We start from the raw sequence: 25,892 nt of genomic DNA, 5'->3' as shown, positions 1-25,892 counted from the left end.
CAGGCAGCAATGGCAATGTGTCAGATTCGTGATATTGAACCCCGCTTATCATGCACTTACCCTCGCGCAAAGTTCTAAGCGGGAGATACAGCCTATGGCAGCGTTCGATTTCTACTTCTCAACCTTGTCGCCCTTTACCTATCTGGCCGGCACAAGGCCGTGGGAGATTGCCGCCCGCCACGGCGCCGAGGTGATTTGCAAGCCATTGGACATCCTGGCGCTGTTTGCCCGCACCGGCGGCACGCCTCCGGGCGAGCGGCATCCCGCACGCCAGGAATACCGCCTGGTTGAGCTGGAGCGGCAGGCGGCCAGGCTGGGCATGCCCGTCAATCTGAAACCGGCGTTTTGGCCGGCCAATGCCGCGCCGTCCTCATACGCCATTACCGCCGCGCAAACCGCAGGCGGCGGCGATATGGGGCAACTGGTGCATTCGATCCTGCGCGCCTGCTGGGCCGAGGAGAAAAACATCGCCGAGGATACGGTGATCCGCGACTGCCTCCAAGGCGCCGGCTTCGACCCGGCGCTGGCTGACAGCGGTCTTCTGGCCGGCGCGGAGACCTATGCGCAGAACCTCGAGGACGCAGTCAATGCCGGTGTGTTCGGGGCGCCGTTCTGGGTGACCGCAGACGGGGCAAAGTTCTGGGGACAGGACCGGCTGGAAGACCTGGACGCGCATCTGGCGGGGCAGGCCGCGTGACAATCCGCGTGACAGGCGGCCAGCCGCACCGCGCGGCGGACCGGCCCGAGGGGGTCTTTTCGCGCAGCTTCGGCCAGGGCCCGCGCAATGTGCTGGCGGTGCATTGCTCGCTGGCCCATTCCGGCGCCTGGCGCCGTTTGGCCGGAGAGATGGCCGGGGACATCACCCTTACCGCTTTCGATATGCTCAGCCATGGGCGCAGCCCGGATTGGGACGGCACCGGCAATTATCAGCTGCTGAACGTTGACGCAGGCCTTGCCTTGCTGAGCGAACCGGCGGATCTGATCGGGCACTCCTTCGGCGCCACCGTGGCCCTGCGCATGGCAATGGCCCGGCCGCATCTGGTGCGCAGCCTGACGCTGATCGAACCGGTGCTGTTTGCCGTGGCCAAATCCGACGCCCCGGCGGCATTCGCCACGCTCGAAGCCGCCAGCCGGCCAATCGATGCGGCCTGGGCAGCCGGGGATCTTGCATTGATGGCGCGGCTGTTCAATCGGATGTGGGGGCCGGGAGAGCCAAAGTGGGCCGACCTGCCCGAACAGGCCCGTGCTGCGATGATACGCGCAATCCCTGTGGTGCCGGCCTGCCACCCGACGCTTTTTGACGATGAAAACGGCACCCTTTCCCCCGGCGCTCTGGATCCTGTTGCCATGCCTGTGCTGCTGCTTCACGGCAGTGAAAGCCCGGGCGTGATCGGGGAAATTGTCCGGGGGTTCAGCCGCCGGCTGGCCAATGCCCGTGCCGGATCCGTGCCGGACGCGGGCCATATGCTGCCGGTCACGCACCCGCAGCAAACGGCGCAACTGCTGCGGCAGTTCTGGCAGGCCCGCAACTGACAGGCCCCGGACCCGCGACCGGCCCGCTCTTGACCCGCGGCAGGCCTTGTGCGGCCCAGTTGCGTTTCGCTTGCGCCGCCGGTCTGATGCGCCGCCGGGAGGTCAGATTTCCGTCACTGTTGTCACCACCTCGCGGAAAAAATCCATCTTCCCGTTTTCCTGATGGGTGGTGATAAAAGTGACGCTCTCTGCCATTGCTGCACTCCGGGCATAGAAGAACCGCTGCTCGAACCGGGTCAGAAACCAGCCATTGCCAAGGTCCTGCGTGTCCGCTGCAAGGATCTGCGTGCCCTTCGTAAACACTTCCTGGCCCAGCCGGGTCAGCACCTGGGCAAAACCTTCGATATCCGCGGCGCTTTGCCAGGCGATATCGGCGTCATCCTTGTAGTGATCAATGCGGAAATCGATATCCGCAGCAATCAGCCCCATGATCGCCGGATCCCCGGCTTCGAAATGTTTCAGTACCTGCGCGATGACGGGGTCCGTGGCCCCGGCCTCTTGCGTAATGCCCGCGTCCTTCATGGTGTTGTCCTTCTGTGCTGCTGTTTTCGCAGACAGTTAGCCACGCAGAAGTACTAAAGTTAATTGCATTGATGCCTATTGTTGGCATAGTCTTTGACTATGATGGATCTTGCCCCGCTCCGCTATTTTCAATCCGCCTATGACACCGGCACCTTCAGCGCCTCGGCCCGGATGAACGGGGTGAGCCAGCCGTCGGTCTCGGCGGCGGTCTCAAAACTTGAAGAACACTATGGCGGCGCCCTGTTCCTGCGCCGCCGTGACGGGCTTGCGCCAACTGCGCTGGGGCACGAGCTGTACCGCCAGTCGGGCGCCGTGCTGGGGCAGCTCAGCCTGCTGGAGCAGCGGCTGACCGGACGGGCACCGCAGGCGGTCCGGGTGCATTGCCAGCCGGACATCCTGGTGGCCTCCTTCCAGGCGGCGCTGTCCGGCCTGCGGCGGGGCAATGCGGCGCTGACGTTCCAGTTCACCAACAGCCGCGAGGACGCGGATATTCTGTTCTGCTCCGATGGCTGCGTGCCGCGGGGCTGCGCCTTTCAGGTGTTATGGCAGGAAACCTATGGCGCCGCATTGCCCCGCGATCACCCCCTGGCCGCGCAGGCGGCGGTGACCCTGGCCGATCTGGCAGGCGAGCCGCTGATCGCACGGCCCTACTGCCCCGGAGCGGATCAGCTGCTGTTGCAGGAGCAGGCTCTATCCGCCATCGTCGCCGAAGCTGCACATGACGCCCAGCTGCTGGATCTGGTGGCCGCGGGGCTGGGAGTGGCGCTGGTGCCGCTCGGCCATGCCCGCGCGCAACAGGGGATCACGGTGCGGCCGCTCAGCACGGACACCCCCGTGCAACGCCAGGTTGGGGTGGCCCACCGCAAAACCCAGTTTGCAGCCGCCATCGCCAAAAGCCTATGCGCCTCCTGGCAGCATCCGGCCCCATAACAAAGCCCGTTGCACTGCCGCCCTTTACAGCAGGTTGAGGAACGCGCTGATCTGCTCTTCGGTTAAGGACCAGTCGCAAACAAACCGGGCGGTGACCAGCTCATTCTCCGGCCCCTGCAGCAGCCCGTCCCACAGATGGTAAATCGCGCCCGCCGCAAACAGCCGCTGATGGGTGCTGCGGGGCAGGGCGGCAAAGATCATGTTGGCCTGGGCAGGATGGGTGAACCGGGCGCCCGCGGCCTGCAGCCCTTCGGCCAGCATCGCGCAATTCGAGTTGGCTGTGCGGGCGTTGTCCAGCCACAGGTCATTGGTCAGATAGGCCAGCATCTGCGCCGACAGATAGCGGTGCTTGGAAAACAGATGCGCACCGCGTTTGCGGCGGTACTCGAACTCCTGCGCGTGGCCGGGATCAAAGAAGATCACCGCTTCCACTCCCAGGCAGCCGTTTTTGGTGCCGCCAAAGGACAGCGCAGTGACCCCTGCCTTCCAGGTCATCTCGGCAGGCGTGCAGCCCAGCGGGATCAGCGCATTGGTGAACCGGGCGCCGTCCATATGCACCGGCAGCGCGTATTCGCGGGCCACCGCACCCAGTGCTTCAATTTCCGCAACTGAATAGACCGTGCCGAATTCAGTGACCTGCGACAGCGACACCGGTCCCCGCTGCGGCCCGTGGACACCACGGACTTCCTCGCCCTCAATAGCGGCACGTAAAGTTTCCGGTGTCATCTTGTCCGCATCCGTCACCGGCGTCAGCTTGGCGCCGCCGGTATAGAATTCCGGTCCGTTGCACTCATCCTGCAGGATATGCGCCGGGCGGGTGCAGAACACCGTCTGCCAGGGCTGCGCCAGGGTCGACAGCGCCAGCACATTGGCTGCCGTGCCGGTGGCGACCAGATACACCGATGCCTCCGGCGCCTCGAAAACCGCGCGGATCTTTGCTGTCACTTCGGCCATTTCCGCATCCGCGCCATAGCCCATGGCATAGCCCTGGTTGGCCTTGGCCAGGGCATCCAGGATCTGCTGCGGCGCCGGGCCGGAATTGTCAGAGGCAAAGTGCATAAGCGGGATCCTTCTTTCTGCGGTGCAGGCTGTGCAATTCCTGCCCGGCCTGCGGGGCACCCCAGGCTGCCGTCAACCCAGCGGCTCTTCGATGATGTGGTCTTCCCATTCTTCTTCGGAAATTTCGAACTCGGATACCGTCCAGCCGCGCACCGAAACGCCGGCCTCATGCACGCTGCTGGGGGTGCCGGTCAGCAGCGGGTGCCATTCCGGCAAAGGCTTGCCCTGCCACAACAGCCGGTAGGCGCAGGTTTCCGGCATCCAATAGGCGTGGGTATCCAGGTTTTCCGGCTTCAGCACGATGCACTCCGGCACAAACTGATGGCGGATCGGATACTGGGCGCAGCGGCAGCTGGCATCATCCAGCAAGCGGCAGGCGACGCGGGTCAGGGCGACCTCGCCGCTCTCCTCGTCCTCCAGCTTGTTCAGGCAGCATTTGCCGCAGCCGTCGCACAGCGCTTCCCATTCCTTTTGGTTCAGCTTCGCAAGCGGTTTCTTCTCCCAGAAACGCTTACCCAGGCCCGAACGGTCAATCACGTCTTTTTCAGGTTTCATAGCGCCACCAGGATTTCGCGGGACGTGGAGCAATCCGCATCCATCTGTTCAATCAGCGCCTCCAGCCCGTCAAACTTCAGCTCGGGCCGCAAAAAGGCCACCAGCGCAACCGACAGCGTCGCGCCATAAAGATCGCCCGAGAAGTCAAACAGGAAGGTTTCGATATTCGGCACCACGCCGTCAAACATCGGCCGCACCCCGATCGAGGCCGCGCCCAGATAGCTGCCCGCATGCGGCCCGTCCAGCACATCCACCAGCACCGCATAGACACCGAACCGCGGCTGGTGCAGCCCCTCAATCGACATGTTCGCGGTTGGAAAACCCAGCTCCCGCCCGCGCTGCTCGCCGCCGATCACCACGCCCTCGATGCGGTGCCAGTGGCCCAGCATTTCCTTGGCATCCGCCGGTCTGCCCTCGCTGAGCGCGTTGCGGATCGCGGTCGAAGACACCGCGTGTTCAGAATATTCCATCAAAGGCGCAATAGTTACGCCAAAGCCGTGCAGCGCGCCGAACCGCTGCAGGTCATCCGCATTGCCCGCACGGCCCTTGCCAAAGCAGAAATCGGCGCCCACCACCACATGTGCCAGCCCCAGCCCGCCGGCAATCACGTCACGGGCAAACTCTTCCGGCGTCAGGCTGGACAGCGCGGTGTTGAAGTTCAGCTCATACAGCCGCGTAACCCCCAGCTTCTCCAGCCGGTGGGCGCGGGTCTCGGCCCGCATCAGCCGGAAGGGCGGCGCATCGGGCGCAAAATACTCGCGCGGGTGCGGCTCAAACGTCATCACCCCCAAGGGCGCCCCGGGAGCTGCCTTGCGGGCCAGTTCGATCACCGACTGATGGCCCAGATGCACGCCGTCGAAATTGCCGATGGCGACAGTGGCGCCCCGGTCCTGGTCTTCGACGAATTCATAATCTCTGACGATACGCATGGCGCATCCGTAGCGCCATGCGCCGGGCGGTTCAAGCGGCCAGTGGCGGTGGAGGGAACCGGCTGGCCGAGCACCTGCCCGTGGGGCGTGCAACAACAGGCCGGTGCCTGCCGGTTTGTCCCGGCAAAGCATATTCCCAGTTGCAAGGGACTGTGCCAGACCCAAAGCGCCGGCCCGCCAGGACAGGCAGGCGCTTGCCCGGCGGCGCTGCGCGCCTTGTTTGCGGGCGGGATAGCGCCCAGCCACAGGGTGATGCATCGCCGCCGCACGCTCCCTTCACGTGATCCTCACGCGGCGATGCCAGGCTGCCAAGTGATCGAGATCACCCGCCATGACCCCGAGCAAGGGCTATGATACAAGGCGCAGGCATCTGTGAGGCTGCCTGCGTATCCCCCGGAGACCAGCCCCGATAACCGGCCCTGATAAAAAGGGGGTCGTCCAAGCAAGCTTGTCCGAGCAAGCCCCGGCGGGGTCTGTCCACCTCTGCCCGGCGGCGCCGCACCTTGCACAGGACCCGCGCTAAACGGAAGATTACGGAACCAACCGGCAAGACAAAACCGCCAAGGCCAAACGGTCCAGGCGGCTTTGCCTGCTGCGCCCAAGGTCCAATCGGCTGCCAATGCGCTTCTTTCTGGTCTGAAATACCCTGGGAGTGAGGGTCGTCCCGGAAATGATCCGGGGGATCATTTCAGACCCGAACGGGCGAAGCCCAGCCCGGCAGGGGCCGAAGGGGCAACACCCCATCTATTGCGGACCCGTCTGAGCCCGCGGCGCCAGCTTGCCTGCCGCAGCTTGCGGTCTCAGTCGAATTTGCGCGACGGCGCCATCACCATGGCCTCGCCGACCAGTACCTTCTTGCCGTCGACGATGCAGCGGCACTCCAGCTTGACCCGGCGCTTGTCGATCACGATGTCGGTCACCTCGACCTCGGCCAGCACCATGTCGCCGGGGCGCACCGGAGCCAGGAATTTCAGCGACTGGCTCATATAGATGGTGCCATGGCCGGGCAGCTGCTCGCCGATCACGGCTGAGATCAGCCCGGCGGTCAGCATCCCATGGGCAATCCGGCCCTCGAAAATGGTGTCCTGGGCGTAATCGTCATCCAGATGCACCGGGTTGCGGTCGGTCGAGACCTCGGCGAACTTCTCGATGTCCTCATCGGTGATGACCTTGCGCAGGTAACGCACCATCCCCATTTCGATGTCTTCAATGCAGATGGTTCCGCGCGGCAGGTTGTCCAACATCTCATCCTCCGTTCGCCTGGTCCTGATCTTCTGGCCTGATCATCTATTCTGATCGCGTGGCTTGACCGTCTGGCGTTGTAACTTTTGCGCGCCGGATTGGCCGCTTGCGCAACTTTATTACTTTGCAACTGCAGAAAATCAAGACATTTCTGACATAACAAAACCCCGCCGGTTTGGGCGGGGGTTGTTCAAAACACAGAGTGGTCCGTGCTAGACACGGGGCTGGCGAAGGCAGTTTTACCGCAAAAAACCAATGGCATAGCTGGGCGCGGACTGTTCCTGCGCCAGATAGGCCTCAAGCGCGTCCGCGTCCGGCTGGACCGATGTCTTTGTTTCTCTGGCCGCAAGCCCGCCGGTGATGAACAGGGAATCGATGCTTTCGCCCATGGCGCCGGCAATATCCGTATGCGGCCCGTCGCCGATCGCCAGGATCTCGGAATCGGCAAAGTCATGGCCCAGTTCGGTCAGGCGCCGCCGCGCCAGATCATAAATCGGCGGATGCGGCTTGCCGAAATACAGGCTCTCACCGCCCATTTCCGTATAAAGCCGCGCCAGCGCCCCGGCGCACCACTCCCGTTTCTCGCCGCGATCAACCACGATATCCGGGTTGGCGCAGAGCAGCTTCATGCCCATCTGCTTGGCATACAGGAAGTTTGCCCGGTTCACCTCCGGATCCGCCATGGTGTCAAACGGGCCGCAGCAGACAATGCCCTCGGCCTCGCGCAGCGGCACCCTTGTGATCTCCACCGGTTCATGGATCACATGCAGCGGCTCGAAAAACCCTGCATCACGTTCCCATTCCCCCATGAAATAGACTTTGTTTCCCACAGCACCGGTGAACATCGCGGCCCGCGCGCTGTCACCGCTGGTCGAGATGGTGTCATAGGCATCATCCGGGACGTTGAACTGTCCCAGCTGCGCCGCCACACCTGCACGGGGTTTCGGCGAATTGGTCACCAGCACCACGATGCCGCCCTGTTTCCGATACGCCTGCAGCGCTGCCACTGCCTCGGGAAATGCGGTGATGCCGTTGTGCACGCAGCCCCAGAGATCAACAAACAGCGCCTTGTAACGGCTTGAGACTTCGGAAAGGGAGGGGATGATCTGGGTCATGGCCGGGCCTTCTCGCGCGTGGATATTTTGCCGGACCAGCTATGGCAGAGGCCGCAGGAAATGGCCAGCGGCGCAACGGGCGGCGCCTGCGTAACGGGTGGAAACAACCCGGCGTCAGCAGAACGCCGGTTCAAGCGGGTCGCGGCCCGGATCAGCCCGGCGGGACGGAAATACTGCGAAACCCTGACCGCCGAGCGCAGCAACTTCGATTTCAACGTCAATATCGGCATTGACCGCAAGATGAGGCAGCGCAACGCCTATTTCGCCTATCGTGAAGACAAGCCGGTCATCCGCATCTCGATGCCGATGCTGCGGGATTCCGCCAGCGATGACGAGGCGGCCTTTATTCTCCGCCATGAAGACGGTCACTTGCTGGGCCGCCATATCGAGAAACAAAAGCAACAGGCGCTGGCCGGAGCGCTGATCCTGGGGGTGATAACAGCTGCCGCCACGGCGGACTCCGGCTATTATGATCCTTCGCAGGTCAGCACCAGCATGGATGTCGGCGCAGCGGCCGACTCCACTGCATATTCCCAGACCTATGAATTGGAGAGCGATACTCTGGGCACAAGAATTGCCCATGCATCCGGCTATGACCCGGTCGAGGACGCCAGATTCTTTGCCCGGCCAGAAGCCGCGCGGACCAAAGCAGGCAGGCTGTCCTTCTGGGGCACACATCCGCCTGATGCCGAGCGTCTGGCAACGGGTCTGGCCACGATGGAACAGATCGACGCCAAAGCCGACCTTCAGAAAATACAGTAGATCCAGTATTCTAGGTCCTTTTGGGCGCCTGCCTCAGGGGCGGCGGCCTGCGGGGCGGTTCCTTTCCGGTCCGCCCCGCACCGGCGCTGCCGCATCTGCTGCGCAAGGGGCCCGGATCCATTTTGGTGCCACCCGTTAGGGTCGCGCTACCGAGTGTCCAAGGCTTTTTTAACGACTCCCCCATAGGGTGAATGGAAAGCAACTCAATGGTGTGTTAGCGATGTTTCGTAATCTTCCGATAAAAACACGGCTGGTCCTTTCCGGCGTGGTTTCCACTGTTTCTGTCCTGGTGCTTGCGGCGATGTCCGTCTATAGCCTGTGGCAAAGCGAGCTTGAACTGGAACGGCAAATCAATGCCACGGCGGTCATCCGCCATGAGCTGATGGCCGACAAGATGCACGATGCGATTGAGGCCGGCGCGGTCCACGCCCTGCTGGTGGGACCGGACGGGCCGGCTGCCAAGAAAGAACGTTTTCAGGCCAAGCTTGCCCGCGACATTCAAAGCCTCCGGGATGCGGTTGCGGCCTTGCAAAAGGTCGAAATGTCCGAAGCAATCCGCCAGCAAGTGGCAGAGCTTGCTCCGGCGGCAGAGACTTTCATTCAGGCGGCCAAAGCCGTTGAAGGGCTGGCCTATACGGATGCTGCCGCCGCTGCGGCGGCGCTGCCCAAGCTGCAAGAACAATATGAGGCTCTCAACCAGCTGCTGGCGCCTCTGGGTCAGGACATCAAATCGTTTGCCCAGAAAACTGCGCAAAGCGCGCGGGACCATGACATGCAGCTGCTTTACCTGCTGATCGGGTTTTCCGTAGCGGCGCTGCTGGTGATTGCCCGCAACGCGCGGCAGGTGACCCTGACGATTGTGCGTCCGATCGCGCGGCTGCGCTCTGCCTTGCGGGAAGTGGCTGAGGGTGATCTGGGGCTTAAGGTTGCCGACCGGATGCGCGCCGATGACTTCGGTGAAATTGCCAAGGACATCGATGCGGTATCAGGCCGGGTTATTTCCGCGCTGGATGAGCAGAACGCCCTGCGTGAGGAAAGCGAACAGGTAATCGACCGGTTGCGCAGCGGCCTCAAACGGCTGTCCGACGGCGATCTCAGCGACCGGATCACTGAAAAATTCAGCGCTGATTACGATCCGCTGCGGGTGAACTTTAATGAGACCGTCGATAAGCTGAATGAGCTGATGGCCGACGTGGTTCAGGCAGGCGCCCGCATTCAGCGGCAGTCCGATGAAATCCAAACTGCCTCTGAAGAGCTTTCGGGCCGCACCGAAAGCCAGGCTGCTACGCTGGAAGAAACCGCCGCAGCACTTGAAGAAATGACCGCGAGTGTCAATTCATCGGCACGCAACGCGCAGGAGGTGCAGTCTGCGGTGGAAACTGCGCGCGCGGATGTCGAAAACAGCGGCCGGGTCGTCGAAGGCGCAATTGCCGCAATGAATGAGATTGAAAACTCTTCGAACCAGATCTCGCAGATCATCGGTGTGATTGATGACATTGCCTTTCAGACCAATCTGCTGGCGCTGAATGCCGGGGTTGAGGCCGCGCGGGCAGGCGAGGTCGGGCGCGGCTTTGCTGTTGTTGCCTCCGAAGTGCGGGCGCTGGCGCAGCGGTCCTCGGATGCGGCCAATGAAATTAAGACGCTGATCAGTGCCAGCACGGCGCATGTGAAGGACGGGGTGCAAAAGGTGGACGGCGCGGGCAAGGCGCTGACGACCGTTGTTGGCCAGGTGACCAATATTGCCGATCTGGTGTCTGGTATCTCCAGCGAGTCCGCCGAACAGGCGCAGGGGTTGAACGAAATCAACATCGGCGTTTCCCAGCTGGATTCGGTGACCCAGCAGAATGCCTCCATGGTTGAGGAATCCGGATCCGCGATCCGCGCCATGAACAATGAGACCGTGGGACTGAATCAGGTGGTCGGCCAGTTTGTCCTGCGCGACGGCCCGCCGCCGGCGCAACCGGCTCGTCCGGCGGATCAGCCTGCTGCCGCAGGACGGGCGCCGGCGGATCCGCCGCAGCCAGTGCCGGTTGCCGATGAAGCCTGGGGTGACGGCACCCGCTGGGAGGATTTCAATGATGGCAGCGAAGCCTGGCCCCCGGCCGGGGACGCGCCTCAGGCGCAATCTGCCTGAACCCGGTCCAGCCGCCGCCGCTGCCTTTGGGCCGTCGGCGCCATATATTGAGTGTCCGTCCGCCCGGGCCGGAATTTCAGCGGGACCGAAGTTTCGCAAAGGTCGGGCCGCTGTTGATGGACAGCCCGCTGTTTCCTGCAGGTGCGCAGGAAGGAGTGAGTGGTAGCAGCGCCGTTTCGACGGGGCACCGCAGCCGGAGAGGGTCCTGCCGCAAAAAAAAAGGCGCCCTGCGGGGCGCCTTTTGCAGTCCGGGCCGGCAGCGGCGCTTAGACTTTCAGGTTCGGAATGATCTGCTTTTTGCGCGACATGATGCCCGGCAGCACCACGGTGTCGCCGGCCGCATCGGCGCCAAAGCTCTTGGCGGCCACGGTTTTCACCAGATCGTTCGGCACCAGGAGGGTGGCTTCCTCGTTCAGGATGTCCACGACGAACAGCAGCACCTGGTCAACACCATCCTCAGCCGCGACGGAGGTCATGGTTTCCATCAGCGAGGCCTTGCGGTCCAGCACCACGCCCGGCGCGGTGGTTTCCAGCACGGAGACGCGGAATTTGGTGCCCTCGACGGCGTATTCCTTGGAGTCCATACGCAGCAGTTCCGCATCCGAGAAAGAAGAGACGTCGGATTTGGCGGCAAACATCTCAGCCGCGTAATCGGCGATATTGATGCCCAGCTCACCGGCCAGCTTCTCGGCCACGGCTTTGTCGTGCGCGGTGGTGGTCGGCGAGCGGAATTCCAGCGTGTCGGACAGGATGCAGGTCAGCGCTGCACCCTTGATTGCGTCCGGCATCTTGGCGGCGTCATCGCCCATCAGGTCGTGCATGATGGTGGCGGTGCAGGCCAGCGGACGGATGGTGATGTCGATCGGGCCTTTGGTTTCCAGGCCGCCGACCAGCTTGTGGTGGTCGATGATCGCTTGCACATCGGCGCCGTTGATATTGGCGGGCAGCTCGGCGGGGTTGTTGGTGTCAACAATGACCACAGCCGCGTCATCGGCCACGTCGGCGATGATCGCGGGCTTCTCGAAACCCCAGCGCTGCAGCATGAAGGCTGCTTCGGTGTTCGGTTCGCCCAGCAGTTTGGGCTCGGCAGCGGTGCCTTTCACCTCGTTCAGATACCAGGCCCAGATGATCGGGGAGCCGGTGGAATCGGTGTCGGGGGATTTATGGCCGAAAACTTGGATGGTCATTGGGCAGTCCTGTTCACTCAAGAGGTCCGAAGGGAGATTTGCGCGCCTTATAGGGCTGGCGTGCAGGCTTGTCACCCCGCAGCCGATGCAATGCGGCGTTGTGCCTAGAACGGGGCGCGTTCCAGCCTGTAGCCCTCTTGCCGCAGAAGGTTCAGCAGGCCGGCCCTGCCTGGCAGATGCAAGGCGCCGGCAGCCACCACGATGCGGTCGCCCCTGGCCGCTTCGATCACCGGAATCCAGTTGCGGTTGCGCTGGTCGAGCAGCCCGTCCATCGCCTCTGCCCACAGGGTTTCGCGCTCTGCCCTGGTCAGGGCGCCGCTTTGCAGGAAGTCCCGCTCGCTCAGGTAAAGCGCGCTCAGCGCTTGCTGGTCGAAATAAGCCTCAACCGTGGTGACGAAACTGTCTTGGCCGCCGCCCATCATGGCGGTAAAGGCACGCAGCTGGCGGACCTGCTCTTCCAGCGGGTCGGCGTCCATCATCCGGATAACGCTCATCGGGTCTTCGAGCGACTGCAGGGCAACACCGGCTTCTTCAGCCAGCTTGCTCAACCGCACATCAAGGCCCCGTTTGATGTCCTTGTCCTGGCGCAGGCAGGGCGGGAATGACATTGTCATCGCCAGGAACCAGGGCCGCATCTTGGCAGCCATCCAGGGGGCCATGCCATGGCTGCGGACCTTGGCAGCCAGGGCCTCCCACTCAGCCGCGGGCAGGCGGTCGATCAGACTGGGGCCATCGGTGATCAGCATCAGCGAGGGCGTGCGGCCCAGTTCGGCCTCGAACGCCGCCTTGTCGGCGGGGCTGGCCTCTATCAGCAGAAGGTCTGCCTGGCGCACCAAGGGGGCCAGCCGGGCGGTGATGACCTCCATCCGCGGATCGTTGATGTGCAGGGTGCCGATCACATGCAGCGTGCGGTCGCCGCGCCGGGCGATCCAGTGGTTGCCTTCGGCAAAGGGCGCAGCGGCGGTGCGGGCCTCGATGCGGGCGCGGTCCGGTGCGGCGAGGGCGGTGCGCAGGTCGGTGCCGGTGCAGGCCGCCCACAGCGAGGCGGGCAGCAAGAGGAAAAACAGGGAAAAGATAAGCCGCATAACGGGAGGGTCCTGAGATCTGAGTGCGGGCGGGGGCTGCCTTACCACGCGGCCGGGGCGAGGCTGAAACCCTTGGCTTTCAGCAGGTTCAGAACACCGTTTTTGCCGGGCAGATGGGCAGCCCCGACGGCGACGGCAATCCGGTCGTGCCGGGCGGCCAGGATGGGTGTTATCCAGCGCTTGTTGCGCTGATCCAGCAGGCGGCGGTTGTACTGCCGCCACAGCCGCGTGGTCTCGGCGCCGGAGAAGCTGCTGTACTGGGCGCTGATCCAGGGGGCGAGGACAAAGGAGGTCCAGACGCTTTGGTCGAAATAAGCCTCAACCGGGGTGGCATCCTCGGGTTTGCCGGATTGCACCAGTTCCAACTCCAGCGCCAGCATCCGGGCCTGATCGCTGAGCGGCAGGCTGGCAATGGCCGCCAGCGCCTGTTCCGGGGTTTCCAGCGCCCCCAACGGGATCCGTTTGCGCCGGGCGAAATCGGATATCCGGTCATCCAGCCCGCGCCGCAGGCCAAAGCCGTAGGGGCGGCAGCCGCTTTGCACCACAAACATTGAAATCGCCCAGGGCTGCATCCGGTTCATGGTTTCCGGATTGACGCCGGTCACCTGGGCCGTCAGCTGGAACCGCTCCCAGGCGTCGCGGGGCAGCAGGTGCCGCAATTCCTGGCCCTTGGGCAGCAGGAAGCTGCGGGCCAGTTCATCAGGCATCCGGTCCAGGCGTTCCAGATCGGAGTCGGAGGTTTCCAGATAAATTGCGTCTGCTTGTGCCAGCACCGGGCGCAGGGTGCGCATCACCTTGGCCATGCGGGCATCGCCGCCATGCATGGTGCCGATCACGTGAATGGTGCGGTTCCCCTTGGTGGCGACCCAGTGGTTGCCGCGCGAATACGGGGTGGCGGCCATCTCGCGCTCCAGCCGTGCTTCGGTGGCGGCGGGCAGATGGTCGCGGTAGTCGATGCCGCGGCAGGCGGCCATGGCGGCAGGGGCCTGCAGGGCCAGGCCAAGTGCCAGCCCAAGTACCAGGGCGCGTGCAAGTGCTATCGGTTTCATTCTAAGCCCTCTCACCGGTTCCGGAACAGCAGCCTGGATGTATGACCCTAGGGTGCGGCGCCGGGGGCGGCAATGCAAAACCCTGCGTCCGGGCCGCAAATCCGTGCCGCGGATTGCCAACGGCGGCGCGACCTGCCAGTCATGGGCGATGGAACGCGAGGATCAGCTTTATGCGCCGGTGAAGGCGCTGCTGGAAGGGCAGGGCTATGAGGTGAAGGGCGAGGTGGGGGCCGCCGATGTGGTGGGTGTCCGCGGCGCCGAACCAATGGTGATTGTCGAGCTGAAGCTGAAGTTTTCGCTGTCGCTGTTTCACCAGGCAGTGGCCCGGCTGGCGGTCACCGACCTTGTCTATATCGCGGTGCCTCGTCCCGGAGGGCGGCAGGCGCGGCGGATGATGAAGGACAATCTGGCCCTGTGCCGGCGGCTGGGACTGGGGCTGATCACGGTGCTGGCGGACGGCCGGGCAGAGGTGCATTGCGATCCCGGGCCTTATGCTCCGCGAAAGTCAAAGAAGAAGCAGGCGCGGCTTTTGCGCGAGTTTCAGACCCTGCGCGGCGATCCCAATGCGGGCGGCGCTACCCGGCATGGCATTGTTACGGCCTACCGCCAGGATGCGCTGGCCTGTGCGGCGCATCTGGCCGTTGCGGGCGCCTGCAAGGGGGCCGTTGTTGCCAAAGCCACTGGTGTTGCGCGCGCCACGCAATTGATGGCCAGCAATCATTACGGCTGGTTCGAGCGGGTGGCGACCGGCATCTATCAGCTGACGGATGCGGGCCGTGCGGGGCTGGTGCATTGGGCAGGCAGCTGGGAGGATGAAGCGCCGGATGAGGTGTCCGGATGAATTTGATCCGTGCATCTGATTCTTCAATTGCCTTTATCTCATCGCGCATTACGAGGTTCAGGTGATTTAAATTCAACTCAGTTGCGATTTTTCCCTGTTGAGCCTGCGCGCCTCTGGGCCGATGAGGTGGGCAGCTTTGCATGAGGGGAGACAGCAATGGCACATCAGGACATCGACCGGCTGCAGGACCGCCTGCGCGCGCAGCGGGTCTCATTCGACAAGATCCCGGTGATCGACATCAGCGCGCTGAACAACGGCGGCAGCCTGTTTCAGGTCGCCAAGGAAATCCGCTGGGCGCTGACCAACGCCGGGTTCTTTTACGTCAGGAACCACGGGGTGCCGGAAGCGGTGGTCAACGGCGCCTTTGATGAGACACGGGCGTTCTTCGATCTGCCGCTGCAGGACAAGATGGATCTGCACATCTCCAAATCCGGGATGGCCTTGCGCGGCTATATCGAGGTTTTCGGGGAAAACACCGACCCCAAAAAGACCAAGGATCTGAAGGAGTGTTTTGACATCGGGCCGGAATGCCCCGGCGGTGCCGCGCCGTTTTTCGGCGCCAATCTGTGGCCTGCGGCACGGCCGGAGTTTCAGCGCGCGGTCTATGGCTATCATCAGGAGATGAAAGACCTGGCGCAGCGGCTGATGCGGGCGATTGCGGTCAGCCTTGATCTGAAGGCGGATTTCTTTGCGCCCAGGATGCAGGACCCGATCACCATCCAGCGCTTGCTGCATTACCCGCCGCAAGAGGGGCAGATTGATGAGAGCGTGATGGGCATCGGCGCCCATACGGATTACGGTAGCCTGACAATTCTGGCGCAGGATGACGTGGGCGGGTTGCAGGTGATGAACCGCGATGGGGATTGGGTCGAAGGGCCGCCGATTGCCGGGACTTTTGTGATCAACATCGGCGACCTGATCCAGCGGCTGACCAATGATCTGTATCTTGCGAACCTGCACCGGGTGGTGAATGCCTCGGGGCGCGAGCGCTATTCGATCCCGTTTTTTATTGATGCGGACGCGGCGGCTGTGGTGCAGCCGCTGGACAGCTGCGTCAGCGCGGAAAACCCGGCGCGGTATCAGCCGGTGGCCTGCGGCGCGCATAAGTTCAGCCGCTTTAAGGACAGCTTTGAGCACCTGAAAGACAAGGCGGCATAAGCGGAAATTCCGAAGACAGCAGAGGGCGCGCCGGCGCCCTCATTTTTTTGCCGATTCCGTGTTGACAAGGAAGGGGGGCATTCCTAGCTTCCCCTCGTTAGCACTCGGAAGATGTGAGTGATAACTGCCCTGCCAGGGAGCGGGGCAAAGGATAACAACCTTTGAGCCTTTAAGGAGCTGCAAAGATGGCATTGAAACCGCTTCATGACCGCGTACTGGTGCGTCGCACCGAAAGCGAAGAAAAAACCGCGGGCGGTCTGATCATCCCCGAAAGCGCAAAAGAAAAGCCGAGCGAAGGCCAAGTCGTCTCGACCGGCGAAGGCGCACGCAAGGACAGCGGCGAGCTGATTGCGATGGCTGTTTCGGCTGGCGACAAGATCCTGTTCGGCAAGTGGTCCGGCACCGAGGTCACCGTCGACGGCGAAGAGCTGCTGATGATGAAAGAAAGCGACATCATGGGGATCATCGAGTAAGCCCGCGGGCTTCTCTGACCCCCCTATTATCGCTGCCAAACAGAAATTCTCGAGGAGAATGAAATATGTCTGCTAAGGACGTCAAATTCGCAACCGACGCACGCAACCGCATGCTGAACGGTGTCAACATTCTGGCTGACGCCGTGAAAGTGACCCTGGGCCCCAAAGGCCGCAACGTGGTTCTGGACAAATCCTTTGGCGCGCCGCGCATCACCAAAGACGGTGTGTCGGTTGCCAAGGAAATCGAACTGGAAGACAAGTTCGAGAACATGGGCGCCCAGATGGTGAAGGAAGTTGCTTCCCGCACCAACGACGAAGCCGGCGACGGCACCACCACCGCGACCGTGCTGGCCCAGGCCATCGTCAAAGAAGGCCTGAAGCAGGTCGCAGCGGGCCTGAACCCGATGGACCTGAAGCGCGGCATCGATCTGGCGACCTCGACCGTTGTTGCCGGCATCAAAGAGATGGCCCGCGAAGTCAAAGACTCCGCTGAAGTTGCCCAGGTCGGCACCATCTCTGCCAACGGCGAAGCTGAAATCGGCCAGCAGATTGCTGACGCGATGCAGAAAGTCGGCAACGAAGGCGTGATCACCGTCGAGGAAAACAAGGGTCTGGAAACCGAGACCACTGTTGTCGAAGGCATGCAGTTCGACCGCGGCTACCTGTCGCCCTATTTCGTGACCAACGCCGACAAGATGATTGCAGATCTCGAAGACTGCATGATCCTGCTGCACGAAAAGAAACTCTCCTCGCTGCAGGCCATGGTGCCGCTGCTGGAGCAGGTGATCCAGTCGCAAAAGCCGCTGCTGATCATTGCTGAGGACGTTGAAGGCGAAGCGCTGGCAACCCTGGTTGTCAACAAGTTGCGCGGCGGCCTGAAAATTGCTGCTGTCAAGGCACCGGGCTTCGGCGACCGCCGCAAGGCCATGCTGCAGGACATCGCAATCCTGACCGGCGGCCAAGTGATCTCCGAAGATCTGGGCATGAAGCTTGAGTCCGTGACCATGGACATGCTGGGTTCGGCCAAGAAGATCGAAATCACCAAAGACGAGACCACCATCGTCGACGGCGCAGGCGAGAAAGCCGAGATCGAAGCCCGCGTTGGCCAGATCCGCGCTCAGATCGAAGAAACCACCTCTGACTACGACCGTGAGAAACTGCAGGAACGCGTTGCCAAACTGGCAGGCGGTGTTGCCGTGATCCGCGTCGGCGGCATGACCGAAGTCGAAGTGAAAGAGCGCAAAGACCGTGTGGACGATGCTCTGAACGCGACCCGCGCAGCTGTGCAGGAAGGCGTGATCGTCGGTGGCGGTGTTGCTCTGGTTCAGGCCGGTAAAGCACTGGAAGGCCTGGAAGGCGCCAACGCCGACCAGAACGCCGGTATCGTGATCGTGCGCAAAGCGATTGAAGCGCCGCTGCGCCAGATCGCTGAAAATGCCGGTGTTGACGGTGCTGTTGTGGCCGGCAAGGTCCGCGAAAGCTCCGACAGCTCCTTTGGCTTCAACGCTCAGACCGAAGAATACGGCGACATGTTCGCCTTCGGTGTGATCGACCCGGCCAAAGTGGCGCGTACCGCTCTGGAAGACGCAGCATCGGTTGCCGGTCTGCTGATCACCACCGAAGCTATGGTTGCCGACAAGCCCGCCAAAGAAGGCGCGGCTGCAGGCGGCGGCATGCCCGACATGGGCGGCATGGGCGGCATGGGCGGCATGATGTAATCACAAATCCCACCGGGATTTGTGATGAGGCGACAGGTGATTGGCCGTTAAGGCCTATCCGCCGGAAGCCGCGCCGCTATGACTGCAAAAAATTTGGGGGCTGCCTGTCAAGGCGGCCCCTTTTCGTTTCTGGCGAGGCAGAAGGCCCGCCTTGCGGGCCTGCCTGCGGCGCGAGTATTTGTGCAAAGGTGAATGCGGGAGGGGCGTGATGGTTGTTGGGCCGGATTTCATGACTGGGGTCGATGAAGAGCACTTTGACGAAGTGGATACACTGCTGAAGGCGGCCTTTCCGACTGATGCGGAAGCGCGGTTGGTGCGGCAGCTGCGGGCGGACGGCGACATGCTGTATGAGTTCCGGAAACCCTGGGAGGGCAGGATCGGCGGCTATTTCGCGCTGAGCCGGATGCAGGCGCCCGCGGACTGGGCCTGTCTGGCGCCGATGGCGGTGCTGCCCGAGTGGCAGGGGGCAAGCTGGCCGAGCGCAATCCGAACATGGAGACAGGCGGACCGCAGGAAGAGGCCTATCGTCGGCCGTGGCGGTTCGGCTCGCGGATGTTGCAGCATTTGCAGAGCTACTATGAGGTCTTTCCTGCTGGTGTGCAGGAACGATTGCCTGAAACCATCGTGGTGCTGGGCAAGCCCTCCTTTTATGGGCGCTATGGCTTCAGTCTGGAGCGGGCGCAAAAGCTCATCAGCCCCTATCCGCTGGAATACACGCTGATCCTGCGGCGGGGCGATGATGTGCCGGAGGCAGAGCTGATCTATCCGCAGGCGTTCCCCGGCGGCTCCGGTTGACACGATATTTTCATTGGCCGGACATATGTTTGAGGGCTAGCCTTCAGAATTGCTGAAGTGGAGCGCGCAACAGGGAGGGACCGGCGGATGGCGATACTGTCAGGGCGGATAGTGGCCCGGTTCTTGCTGGCGCTGCTGATTGCGGGCTGCGGGGTGTCGCCGGTGGACCGGCTGGCCAAACCGCCGAACCTGTATTCAACAGGGCGCAATTACCAGGCGGAGCGGGTTCCAGAGGCGCAGCGCACGGTCGCGCCCAGGCTGCTCTATGTCACCAACCGGTCGCAGCGGTTGAATGGCGACGGTTCGGTCACTTACCTGGCGGAGCGGTCGGATTCGATGGCGTTCGGCACCGCAGAGGTGCAGTTCACACGGGTCGAGGACTGGCCGGAATTGGTGGCGCTGACCCATGCAAATACAAGCGGGCGGCTGCCGCGGCTGAAAGTGGCGGGGTTCCGCGACGGGATCCGGTTTTCCAAGACGCCGCTGCCGGCCGAGCGGCGCGGCGGCCGGGTGGTGACCGAGACGCAGGCGGAAAGAGATTATGCCGCCTATGCCGCAGAATTCCGCAAGGCGGTGGCGGCTGAGGTCCAGCGCGCGGGTAGCGGGCGTATTCTGCTGTTTGTGCACGGGTTCAACAATGATTTTGATGAGGCGCTGACCACCCTGGCCAATATCTGGCATTATTCCGGGCGGCGTTCGGTGCCGATGGCGTTTTCCTGGCCTGCGGGCAGTTCCGGCCTGTTCAAATATTTCCGCGACCGGGAGGCAGGGGATTTTTCTGTTTTTCATCTGAAGGAAACGCTGGACTTGCTGGCCTCGGTTCCGGAGGTGGAGGATATCGACATCGTTGCCCATTCCCGCGGTTCGGATGTGGCGGCCACTGCGCTGCGGGAGCTGGTGATCCGCGAGCGCGGGCGGGGCGTGCGCCCCAAGATCACGCTGAAGACCGGCACGCTGGTGCTGGCGGCGCCGGATCTGGATGTGGGCATTGTGCGGCAGCGGCTGATGAGCGAACGGGTCTTTGCGGCCTTTGAGCAGGTCAATGTGTACATCAACCCGGGTGATCAGGCGCTGGCCATTGCCTCGATCCTGACCCGGGAGGCGCGGTTCGGGCGGCTGGATGCGTCGGATTTCGCCCCCGGCGAGCTGGCCGCGCTGAAGAAGGTTGGGCTGGTGCATTTCATCCGGGTGGAAGGGGCAGGGGGCGCGGGCCATTCTTATTTCCGCGACAATCCCGGCGCGATGTCGGACATTGCGCTGGCGCTGCGCACGCGGGCGTTTCCGGGCGGCACGCTGCGGCCGCTGGAGCTGGATCACGACAATATCTGGACCCTGCATCCGGATTACCCGCTGGAGCGGTTGCCGGATCTGGATCTGGACTATGTTCAGGACCGCCGCTGAAAACCCGCAGGGCGGGCCTGCCTCCGGCGGGAGTATTTTGGCCCAGAAAGAAGCGTGTCTGCCGCCGGACTGCTGCTGACACGGAAAAGTCACTGGCCTGGCAGGCGGCTCCATTGTAGCTGGCATCTTATGCGATTGTTTCTGCTTGTCTCTCTCACCATGCTGGCCTTTGCCGCAAATTCGATCCTGGGCCGGGCCGCGGTTGGCGGCGGCTATATGGATGCCACGGGTTTCGGCCTGTGGCGGCTGGTGTCCGGGGCGCTGACCCTGGCGGCTTTGTGCTGGATCCGGGGCTGGAGACCTGGAGCCGGGAGCGCATCCTGCGTCCTTCCAGCCTGTGGGGCGGAGCGGCGCTGACGTTGTATATGGCGGGATTTACCCTGGCGTATCAGGATCTTGATGCAGGATTGGGGGCGCTGGTTCTGTTCGGGGTGGTGCAGATATCCATGTTCCTATGGGGGGCTGTGCGCGGCAGCCGGCCAGGGCCGGCCCAGGCCGCCGGGGCTGTGGCGGCCCTTTTGGGGCTGGCCTATGTGGTCTGGCCTGCACAAGCCGCCGGAGTGCCATTAACCGCTTCATTGCTGATGGCCGCGAGCGGGCTGGGCTGGGGCATCTACAGTCTGCTGGGGCGCGGTGCGCAGGCGCCGTTGGTGTCCACGGCGGTGAATTTCGCCTGGTCCAGCGTGATGATGCTGCCGGTTCTGCTGCTGGCGGGCGGTGGCACGGTGGTAAGCCTGCACGGGGTGTTTCTGGCCGTTTTGTCCGGTGCGGTGACCTCGGGGCTTGGGTATGCGCTGTGGTACCGGGTGCTGCCGCAACTGCTGCCCGCGGTGGCGGCCACCGTGCAGCTGAGCGTGCCGGTGATTGCAATCCTTGCGGGGGCGGTGCTGCTGGGCGAGAGCGTCGGGCTGCGGCTGGTGTTCGGGTCGGTTGCGGTGCTGGGGGGTATTGCGCTGGTGGTGCGGGGCGGACCGGGGCAGGCTGCGCGGCAGGAGCCGGGCAAGGCCGGCTGAGGGGCTTTCACCACCCGCCATTTGCGCTTATCTGATCCCCATGCGTATTGCGATGAAATCCCTGATAGCCGCTGCTGCGGCGCTGCTGCCGCTGCCCGCTGCGGCTGATTGTGTGATCCTGCTGCACGGGCTGGCCCGCAGCGAGGCGTCTTTTGTGGTGCTCGAGGAGGTCTTGCAGTCGCGCGGCTACAGCGTTGTGCGGCCCGGCTATGCCTCCACCGAGGAGACCATCCAGGTGCTGGCGGAGGAGACCTTGCCGCAGGCCTTTGCTGCCTGCGGCGAAGAGACAGCCCATGTGGTGACCCACTCGATGGGCGGTATCCTGCTGCGCTACTGGCTGCAGGGCAACCATCCGCAGAACCTGGGCCGGGTGGTGATGATGGGCCCGCCGAACCAGGGCAGCGAACTGGTGGATGAGCTGGGCGATTGGGAGGTTTTCGGCCTGCTGAACGGCCCTGCGGGCCTGCAGCTGGGCACCGGGGCAGAGAGTTTGCCGAAACAACTGCTGCCGGTTGATTTTCAACTGGGGGTGATTGCGGGCAGCGAGACGCTGAACCCGCTGTTCTCCGCCCTTATACCGGGGGCGGATGACGGCAAGGTCTCGGTCTCCAGCACCAAGGCGGATGGCATGGCGGCGCATCTGACGCTGCCGGTCACCCATACTTATATGATGAACAGCCCGCAGGTGATGGCGCAGACGCTGCATTTCCTGGAGGAAGGGCGGTTTGAACCGTCGCTGACCTGGCTGGCGGCGGTGGAAGAGATCATCGCTGAGGCTTGCCAGCTGAATGGCGGTTGCGCAGAGGCAGAGAAATGACATTGGAACTGACGCTGCAAGGCGGCGATGTGCTGCGCCCCGGCGGGTTGGAGCGCGGCGGCGAAATTGCCATCGCAGGCGGCCTGGTATCGGAGACAGCGGCAGGGCGCGCCGTGGACCTGACAGGCTATCTCGTGCTGCCGGGGATCGTGGATCTGCACGGTGACGGGTTTGAGCGCCATTTGGCGCCGCGCCGGGGCGCGATGAAGCAGATGGCCGAAGGGGTGGTGGCAGCCGAGGCAGAGCTGGCGGCCAATGGCATCACCACCGCGGTGCTGGCGCAGTTCTATTCCTGGGAAGGCGGCCTGCGCGGCCCGGAGTTTGCCGGTCAGGTGTTTGAGGGTATCAAAACGGTGCGCAGTTCTGTGGTGACCGATTTGCTGCCCCAGCTGCGGTTTGAGATCCACATGCTGGAGGATTACGCCGGGCTCGCCGCCAAAGTAGCAGAGTGGCAGGTGCCGTATGTGGTGCTCAACGATCACCTGCCGCATGAGCGGCTGGCGCAGGGCAAAAAACCGCCGCGCCTCACCGGCCAGGCGCTGAAGGCGGGGCGCAACCCGGATGTTCACTGGCAGATGCTGAAGGACATGCACGCGCGCCGGGCTGAGGTGCCGGGCAGGCTGGATGCGCTGTGCCGCGAGCTGACGGCGCTGGACGTGCGCCTTGGCAGCCATGACGACCAAACCGCCGAAGACCGCGCTGTCTGGCGCGGCCGCGGCGCCCGGATTGCCGAGTTTCCGGAAACGCTTGAGGCAGCCGAAGCAGCACGGGATACAGGGGATCCGGTGATCCTCGGCTCGCCCAATGTGGTGCGCGGCGGCTCCCACAAGGGCAATGCCTCCGCCGTTGAGCTGATCGCCATGGGGCTGTGCGATGCGCTGGCTTCCGACTACCACTATCCCAGCCCGCGCCGGGCGGCGCTGATGTTGGAACGCTCGGGCCTGATGGATTTGAGCGGTGCCTGGCGGCTGGTATCGGACGGGCCTGCACAGGTGCTGGGACTGACCGACCGCGGGCGGCTGGAGACGGGCAAGAGGGCTGACATAGTGGTGCTGGACAAGGAAACGCAGCGGGTGGCGGCGACGTTGTCGGGTGGACGGGTCAGCTATATGTCGGGGGATGTTGCCGCCCGCTTCCTGGCCTGAGGGGGAGCGCCGCGCATCAGGCCGGATGGCCCTCTTTGCGGCGCGTGAAACCGGCGGGGCCGATTTCACCGGCCTGCCTTGCTGCCGGCGGATGCCCCGGATAGGGTGCAGCGGAAGACATTTCCTTTTGTGGATTTCTGCTTGCATGACCCGGAAATACGGACGCACCTTTCATCTGCCGCAATCGCCCGGCGCCGCCAGTGATGACAAGATCATGCTGGATACTTCTGCCCTGCTGGCCGAACCGGAGGTGATCATCACCGAGAAGATGGATGGGGAAAACACCACGATCCACAGCGGCGGCTGCCATCCGCGCAGCCCGGATGCGCGGTATCACCCGTCACGGGACTGGATGAAGGCCTTTGCCGCGGGCGTCTCGCCGGGCTTGGCGCAAAGGGAACGGATTGTCGGGGAGTATCTTTATGCACGCCATGCCATCGCCTACGAGGCACTGCCCAGCTATTTTCTGGGGTTCGCCTGGATCTTGGACGGCGTTATCCAGCCCTGGCAACAAACCCTGGTCCGGTTCGCAGAGCTGGGGATTACGAGCGTGCCGGTGCTGTACCGCGGACCGCCATCCGCGCAGGTGCTGCACGAGACCATATCAGGGTTGGATCTGGAGAGGCAGGAAGGCTGTGTGATCCGAACAGCCAGAGGTTTTTCCGAGGCGGAAATGCAGAGGCTGCTGGCCAAATACGTTCGCGCGGATCATGTGCAGACTGATGTGCATTGGATGAACGCGGAAATCATCAGAAACGGTCTCATCTGAGACCGCCGCCTGCTTCTTTCTGGTCTTAAGTACTCCCGGGGTTTGGGGCAGCGCCCCAATCCTTCAGTCCTGCGCTTTCACCACCCGGTTCACATGACCCATCTTGCGGCCTGGCTTGGCCTCAAGCTTGCCGTAGAGATGGAGGGCGCAATCGGGTTTTTTCGCGAGCTCGGGGATGCGGTCCACATCATCTCCGATCAGGTTTTCCATCACCACGTCGGAATGCCGCTGGCCGTCGCCCAGCGGCCAGCCCGCGACGGCGCGGATGTGCTGTTCGAACTGGTCGACGGTGCAGCCGTTCTGGGTCCAGTGGCCGGAATTGTGGACGCGCGGGGCGATCTCATTGACGATCAGGCCTTTGGGCGTGACGAACAGTTCCACCCCCAGAACGCCGATATAATCGAGCGCATTCAGGATCTTGCCCGCCATTAGCACCGCGTCCATACGCTGGCTTTTGCTGAGGCGCGCAGGCACGGTGGTGCTGTGCAGGATGCCGTCGCGGTGGACGTTCTCGCCGGGATCGAAACAGGCGATCTCACCGCTGATGCCGCGGGCGGCGATGACCGAGACCTCGTGGGTAAAAGTAACAAACCCTTCGAGGACCGACGGCGCACCTGCCATGGCAGCGAGGGCTTCGGCAGCGTCTTCCTGTGCCTTGATGCGGGCCTGGCCCTTGCCGTCATAGCCGAAACGGCGGGTCTTCAGGATCGCGGGGGCGCCGGTCTCTGCCAGGGCGGCGTCGAGGTCGGCCTGATCACTGATGTCGGCAAATGGCGCGGTCTGGAGGCCTAGGTCCTGCAGGAAGTTTTTCTCGGTCAGCCGGTCCTGGCTGATACGCAAGGCTTCACGGCCCGGGCGGATCGGTTTGTGCGATTCCAGAATGTCGAGCGCGGAGGTGGGGATGTTCTCGAACTCATAGGTGATCACATCGACGCAAGCGGCAAAGGCGGCCAGGGCGGCGGCGTCCTCGTATCCGGCGGTGGTCACCTGATCGGCGACATGGCCTGCGGGCGGGTTAAGCCCTGGTTCAAAGATATGGGTCCTGAAGCCAAGGCGGGAGGCCGCGACCGAGAGCATCCGGCCGAGCTGGCCGCCGCCGAGAATGCCGATAGTGGCGCCGGGCTGCAGGGCTTCAGTCATCGGAGGGCTCCTCGGGGATGGAAGCAGACAGGGCTTGGCGCCAATCGTCCAGGCGCTGGGCCAGGTCCGCGTCCTGCAATGCCAGGATGCCTGCGGCCATCAGGCCTGCATTGGCGGCGCCTGCGGAGCCTATGGCCATGGTAGCAACCGGGAAGCCCTTGGGCATCTGCACGATGGAATACAGCGAGTCGACGCCTGAGAGGGCGCGGGTCTGCACCGGCACGCCCACAACGGGGACGCGGGTTTTGGAGGCGACCATGCCGGGCAGATGGGCCGCACCGCCGGCACCTGCGATGATCACCTGCAAGCCGCGGTCCGCGGCGGATTTTCCGTAGCTCCACAGCCGGTCCGGGGTGCGGTGGGCGGAGACGATTTTGGCCTCATACTCAACACCCAGTTCATCTAGGATAGTGGCGGCTTCCTTCATGGTGGGCCAGTCGGATTGGCTGCCCATGATGATGCCTACTTTGATGTCGGCCATGGCTTGGTGGCTCCTGTCGCGGCTTGTGGAGCGCGCACT

26 protein-coding genes are annotated in these 25,892 nt (G+C 63.3%); 15 read left to right on the top strand and 11 right to left on the bottom strand.

Going from position 1 to position 25,892, the window contains the following annotated elements:
• Positions 1-94 precede the first annotated feature (94 nt).
• Together ETW23_RS13765 and ETW23_RS13760 are read left to right on the top strand one after the other, a co-directional pair.
• On the top strand, positions 95-697 hold the full coding sequence (locus ETW23_RS13765) for a 2-hydroxychromene-2-carboxylate isomerase (protein WP_134830321.1): 603 nt from the start codon (positions 95-97) through the stop codon (positions 695-697).
• Positions 694-1,533, top strand: coding sequence for an alpha/beta fold hydrolase (locus ETW23_RS13760; RefSeq protein ID WP_254695021.1), 840 nt, complete (start codon positions 694-696; stop codon positions 1,531-1,533). Before ETW23_RS13765 ends, ETW23_RS13760 begins: the two co-directional genes overlap by 4 nt.
• A gap of 102 nt (positions 1,534-1,635) precedes the next feature.
• Here ETW23_RS13760 and ETW23_RS13755 read toward each other — a convergent pair whose 3' ends face one another.
• Positions 1,636-2,055, bottom strand: a complete 420-nt coding sequence (locus tag ETW23_RS13755; protein WP_134830320.1) for a hypothetical protein — start codon at positions 2,053-2,055, stop codon at positions 1,636-1,638.
• Between the two features lie 99 nt (positions 2,056-2,154).
• Between ETW23_RS13755 and ETW23_RS13750 the strand changes: the two genes are divergently transcribed.
• Entirely contained in the window at positions 2,155-2,985 is an 831-nt protein-coding gene (locus tag ETW23_RS13750) for a LysR family transcriptional regulator (protein WP_134830319.1), read from the top strand.
• 24 nt (positions 2,986-3,009) lie between these two features.
• On the opposite strand, the gene ETW23_RS13745 is transcribed toward ETW23_RS13750, so the two are convergent.
• The 5 genes from ETW23_RS13745 to ETW23_RS13725 all read right to left on the bottom strand — a co-directional run bounded on the left by ETW23_RS13745 (position 3,010) and on the right by ETW23_RS13725 (position 7,885).
• The gene (locus ETW23_RS13745) at positions 3,010-4,044 is read right to left on the bottom strand and encodes a low specificity L-threonine aldolase (RefSeq protein ID WP_134830318.1); all 1,035 of its coding nucleotides are present in this window, start codon (positions 4,042-4,044) and stop codon (positions 3,010-3,012) included.
• Positions 4,045-4,116: 72 nt separating this feature from the next.
• Positions 4,117-4,599, bottom strand: a complete 483-nt coding sequence (locus tag ETW23_RS13740; protein WP_134830317.1) for a YcgN family cysteine cluster protein — start codon at positions 4,597-4,599, stop codon at positions 4,117-4,119.
• Positions 4,596-5,528, bottom strand: a complete 933-nt coding sequence (locus ETW23_RS13735) for a bifunctional riboflavin kinase/FAD synthetase (RefSeq protein WP_129370188.1) — start codon at positions 5,526-5,528, stop codon at positions 4,596-4,598. Before ETW23_RS13735 ends, ETW23_RS13740 begins: the two co-directional genes overlap by 4 nt.
• A gap of 800 nt (positions 5,529-6,328) precedes the next feature.
• A complete protein-coding gene (locus tag ETW23_RS13730; protein WP_134830316.1) occupies positions 6,329-6,772 on the bottom strand; it encodes a MaoC family dehydratase in 444 nt (147 codons plus the stop codon).
• Between the two features lie 237 nt (positions 6,773-7,009).
• Positions 7,010-7,885: a TIGR01459 family HAD-type hydrolase gene (locus ETW23_RS13725; RefSeq protein ID WP_134830315.1), complete on the bottom strand. Its 876-nt coding sequence runs from the start codon at positions 7,883-7,885 to the stop codon at positions 7,010-7,012.
• 60 nt (positions 7,886-7,945) lie between these two features.
• On the opposite strand from ETW23_RS13725, the gene ETW23_RS13720 reads away from it, so the two are divergent.
• Together ETW23_RS13720 and ETW23_RS13715 are read left to right on the top strand one after the other, a co-directional pair.
• The gene (locus ETW23_RS13720; RefSeq protein ID WP_134830314.1) at positions 7,946-8,647 is read left to right on the top strand and encodes a M48 family metalloprotease; all 702 of its coding nucleotides are present in this window, start codon (positions 7,946-7,948) and stop codon (positions 8,645-8,647) included.
• A gap of 220 nt (positions 8,648-8,867) precedes the next feature.
• The gene (locus ETW23_RS13715; protein WP_134830313.1) at positions 8,868-10,781 is read left to right on the top strand and encodes a methyl-accepting chemotaxis protein; all 1,914 of its coding nucleotides are present in this window, start codon (positions 8,868-8,870) and stop codon (positions 10,779-10,781) included.
• 266 nt (positions 10,782-11,047) lie between these two features.
• On the opposite strand, the gene ETW23_RS13710 is transcribed toward ETW23_RS13715, so the two are convergent.
• From ETW23_RS13710 to ETW23_RS13700, 3 genes are all read right to left on the bottom strand, one after another.
• Positions 11,048-11,968, bottom strand: coding sequence for a manganese-dependent inorganic pyrophosphatase (locus ETW23_RS13710; protein WP_134830312.1), 921 nt, complete (start codon positions 11,966-11,968; stop codon positions 11,048-11,050).
• A gap of 104 nt (positions 11,969-12,072) precedes the next feature.
• A complete protein-coding gene (locus ETW23_RS13705) occupies positions 12,073-13,053 on the bottom strand; it encodes a TraB/GumN family protein (protein ID WP_134830311.1) in 981 nt (326 codons plus the stop codon).
• Positions 13,054-13,094: 41 nt separating this feature from the next.
• A complete protein-coding gene (locus ETW23_RS13700) occupies positions 13,095-14,102 on the bottom strand; it encodes a TraB/GumN family protein (RefSeq protein WP_134830310.1) in 1,008 nt (335 codons plus the stop codon).
• A gap of 148 nt (positions 14,103-14,250) precedes the next feature.
• On the opposite strand from ETW23_RS13700, the gene ETW23_RS13695 reads away from it, so the two are divergent.
• From ETW23_RS13695 to ETW23_RS13650, 10 genes are all read left to right on the top strand, one after another.
• Positions 14,251-14,943, top strand: coding sequence for a DUF2161 domain-containing phosphodiesterase (locus tag ETW23_RS13695; RefSeq protein ID WP_134831322.1), 693 nt, complete (start codon positions 14,251-14,253; stop codon positions 14,941-14,943).
• A gap of 156 nt (positions 14,944-15,099) precedes the next feature.
• Complete coding sequence (locus ETW23_RS13690) at positions 15,100-16,101, top strand: isopenicillin N synthase family oxygenase (protein ID WP_134830309.1); 1,002 nt, start codon at positions 15,100-15,102, stop codon at positions 16,099-16,101.
• A gap of 185 nt (positions 16,102-16,286) precedes the next feature.
• Positions 16,287-16,574, top strand: coding sequence for a co-chaperone GroES (locus ETW23_RS13685; RefSeq protein ID WP_027258120.1), 288 nt, complete (start codon positions 16,287-16,289; stop codon positions 16,572-16,574).
• Positions 16,575-16,639: 65 nt separating this feature from the next.
• Positions 16,640-18,292, top strand: coding sequence for a chaperonin GroEL (gene groL / locus ETW23_RS13680; protein ID WP_129370197.1), 1,653 nt, complete (start codon positions 16,640-16,642; stop codon positions 18,290-18,292).
• Between the two features lie 456 nt (positions 18,293-18,748).
• The gene (locus ETW23_RS25960) at positions 18,749-19,087 is read left to right on the top strand and encodes a hypothetical protein (protein ID WP_254695020.1); all 339 of its coding nucleotides are present in this window, start codon (positions 18,749-18,751) and stop codon (positions 19,085-19,087) included.
• Between the two features lie 87 nt (positions 19,088-19,174).
• Entirely contained in the window at positions 19,175-20,488 is a 1,314-nt protein-coding gene (locus tag ETW23_RS13670) for an alpha/beta hydrolase (protein ID WP_134830308.1), read from the top strand.
• Positions 20,489-20,727: 239 nt separating this feature from the next.
• The gene (locus ETW23_RS13665) at positions 20,728-21,501 is read left to right on the top strand and encodes a DMT family transporter (RefSeq protein WP_368075842.1); all 774 of its coding nucleotides are present in this window, start codon (positions 20,728-20,730) and stop codon (positions 21,499-21,501) included.
• A 40-nt stretch (positions 21,502-21,541) separates the two neighbouring features.
• The gene (locus tag ETW23_RS13660) at positions 21,542-22,318 is read left to right on the top strand and encodes a triacylglycerol lipase (RefSeq protein ID WP_134830307.1); all 777 of its coding nucleotides are present in this window, start codon (positions 21,542-21,544) and stop codon (positions 22,316-22,318) included.
• Positions 22,315-23,463: an alpha-D-ribose 1-methylphosphonate 5-triphosphate diphosphatase gene (locus tag ETW23_RS13655; RefSeq protein ID WP_134830306.1), complete on the top strand. Its 1,149-nt coding sequence runs from the start codon at positions 22,315-22,317 to the stop codon at positions 23,461-23,463. Before ETW23_RS13660 ends, ETW23_RS13655 begins: the two co-directional genes overlap by 4 nt.
• 145 nt (positions 23,464-23,608) lie before the next feature.
• Complete coding sequence (locus ETW23_RS13650) at positions 23,609-24,232, top strand: RNA ligase family protein (RefSeq protein ID WP_134830305.1); 624 nt, start codon at positions 23,609-23,611, stop codon at positions 24,230-24,232.
• Between the two features lie 63 nt (positions 24,233-24,295).
• Here ETW23_RS13650 and ETW23_RS13645 read toward each other — a convergent pair whose 3' ends face one another.
• On the bottom strand, positions 24,296-25,372 hold the full coding sequence (locus ETW23_RS13645) for a 5-(carboxyamino)imidazole ribonucleotide synthase (protein WP_134830304.1): 1,077 nt from the start codon (positions 25,370-25,372) through the stop codon (positions 24,296-24,298).
• Complete coding sequence (purE, locus tag ETW23_RS13640) at positions 25,365-25,853, bottom strand: 5-(carboxyamino)imidazole ribonucleotide mutase (RefSeq protein ID WP_134830303.1); 489 nt, start codon at positions 25,851-25,853, stop codon at positions 25,365-25,367. Before purE ends, ETW23_RS13645 begins: the two co-directional genes overlap by 8 nt.
• Positions 25,854-25,892 lie beyond the last annotated feature (39 nt).

It is taken from the genome of Leisingera sp. NJS201 (genome assembly GCF_004535885.1).
Taxonomy (GTDB): Bacteria; Pseudomonadota; Alphaproteobacteria; order Rhodobacterales; family Rhodobacteraceae; genus Leisingera.
Note: the sequence above shows the minus strand (reverse complement) of the source record. Positions and strands in the feature narration are given on the sequence as shown.